The organism is Streptomyces cahuitamycinicus (assembly GCF_002891435.1).
GTDB lineage: Bacteria > Actinomycetota > Actinomycetes > Streptomycetales > Streptomycetaceae > Streptomyces > Streptomyces cahuitamycinicus.
Genome location: NZ_POUC01000740.1, coordinates 1 through 2,257 on the forward strand (window position 1 = coordinate 1; position 2,257 = coordinate 2,257).

Annotated in this window: 1 protein-coding gene; it reads right to left on the bottom strand. The window is 71.6% G+C overall.

From position 1 onward, the window contains the following. Positions 1-165 precede the first annotated feature (165 nt). Entirely contained in the window at positions 166-2,211 is a 2,046-nt protein-coding gene (locus C1J00_RS42310) for a PTS fructose transporter subunit IIABC (protein ID WP_102914106.1), read from the bottom strand. Positions 2,212-2,257 lie beyond the last annotated feature (46 nt).

Sequence of the window (2,257 nt, forward strand, 5' to 3'; positions counted from 1 at the left end):
GGCGGGGAGCGAGTGGCCTTCGGGCCATCGGGGGAGGTGCTCGGGCATGCGCCCCAGTAGACACCACGGCCCGGGATCATTGTCCCGGGCCGTGATTTTCGTGATCTATCTCGCAGGTGGCATGAACGGTTCACACGCCTCGAAAGGGGCGAACCTCCAGTCGCTTCACGCCGCGACGGGCTGCTTCGTCTCCGCCGCCCGGGCCGCGCCGCCCCCGCCGGAGGCCGCTGCGGCACCCTCGACCGGCTTGCGCAGGCCCTTGAGGACGATCACCAGGGCCGTCGTGACGCAGACGCCGGCGGCGATGGCGATGAGGTAGAGGAACGCGTTGCCGATCAGCGGGACCACGAAGATGCCGCCGTGCGGGGCGCGCAGAGTGGCGCCGAAGGCCATCGACAGGGCGCCGGTGACCGCGCCGCCGGCCATGGAGGCCGGGATGACGCGCAGCGGGTCGGCAGCGGCGAACGGAATCGCGCCTTCGGAGATGAAGGAGGCGCCGAGCACCCAGGCGGCCTTGCCGTTCTCGCGTTCGGTCTGGGTGAAGAGCTTGCCGCGCACGGTCGTGGCCAGGGCCATGGCCAGCGGCGGGACCATGCCGGCCGCCATCACCGCGGCCATGATCTTCATCGCCGAGTCGCTGGGGCTGGCCACCGCGATACCGGCCGTGGCGAAGGTGTAGGCGACCTTGTTGACGGGGCCGCCGAGGTCGAAGCACATCATCAGGCCGAGGAGGGTGCCGAGCAGGATCGCGTTGCTGCCGGACAGCCCGTTCAGCCAGTCGGTCATGCCCTTCTGGGCCTCGGCGATGGGCTTGCCGATGACGACGAACATCAGGAACCCGACGACCGCCGAGGAGATCAGCGGGATCACCACCACGGGCATGATGCCGCGCAGCGCCGCCGGGACGTTCACCTTCTGGATCGCCATCACCACGCCGCCGGCGATCAGACCGGCCGCCAGGCCGCCGAGGAAGCCGGCGTTGATGTTGAACGCGATCATGCCGCCGACGAAGCCGGGGACGATGCCGGGCCGGTCGGCCATGCCGTAGGCGATGTAGCCGGCCAGGACCGGGACGAGGAAGCCGAAGGCGACACCGCCGATCTGGAAGAACAGGGCCGCCCAGCTGTCGGTCTGCATCCACATGAAGTGGTCCATCACTGACGGGGCCTTGTCGACCTTGTAGCCGCCGATCGCGAACCCGAGGGCGATCAGCAGACCGCCCGCGGCGACGAACGGCACCATGTAACTGACGCCGGACATCAGCCACTTGCGCAGCTTGGTGCCGTAGCCCTCGCTGGAGTCGCCGGAGCGGTCCACCGGGGAGGACGGGGCGGAACCGGAGGTGACCTCGCCGCGCGCGGCCTTCTCGCGGACCTCGGCGATGAGTTCGGCCGGTCGGTTGATGCCCGCCTTCACACCGACGTCGACGGTGGCCTTGCCGGCGAACCGCTCCTTCTCCCGTACGGGCACGTCATGGGCGAAGATCACGGCGTCGGCCGCCGCGATGACCTGCGGGTCGAGCCGGGTGAAACCGGCCGAGCCCTGGGGTTCGACGGCGAGTTCCACGCCTGCCTCGCGGCCGGCGTTCTCCAGGGACTCGGCCGCCATGTAGGTGTGGGCGATGCCGGTGGGGCAGGACGTGACGGCGACGATGCGGAACGGCCGCTCCTGCGCGGGGGCGGTGTCGTCGGTGACCGTGGCGGCGGCGGGAGAGGCCGCTCCCGCCGACGCCACGGTGTCTGCGGAACCCGCGGGTGCGGGTGCGTCCGGCTCGTCGCCGCGGATCAGGGCCGCCGCGGCCGGCGCGTCGCCCACCGCGCGCAGGGCGTCGGTGAACTCGCTGTTCATCAGCTGCCGGGCCAGCGACGACAGGATCGTCAGATGGGCGTCGTCCGCACCGGCCGGCGCGGCGATCAGGAAGATCAGGTCGGCGGGGCCGTCCGCGGCGCCGAAGTCGATGCCGGCGGCGCTGCGGCCGAAGGCGAGTGTCGGCTCGGTGACGTGCTCGCTGCGGCAGTGCGGGATGCCGATGCCGCCGTCGAGGCCGGTCGGCATCTGGGCCTCGCGGGCGGCCACGTCGGCGAGGAAGCCGTCCAGGTCGGTCACCCGGCCCAGGGCCACCATGCGCTCGGCGAGGGCTCGCGCCGCCGCTTCCTTGGTGTCGGCGGGCAGGTCGAGATCGACCAGGTCCGCCGTGATCATGTCGCTCATCGCGGGCTCCTTAGCACGCGTATCGCCCGGTGGGAGGGGTGGGCGG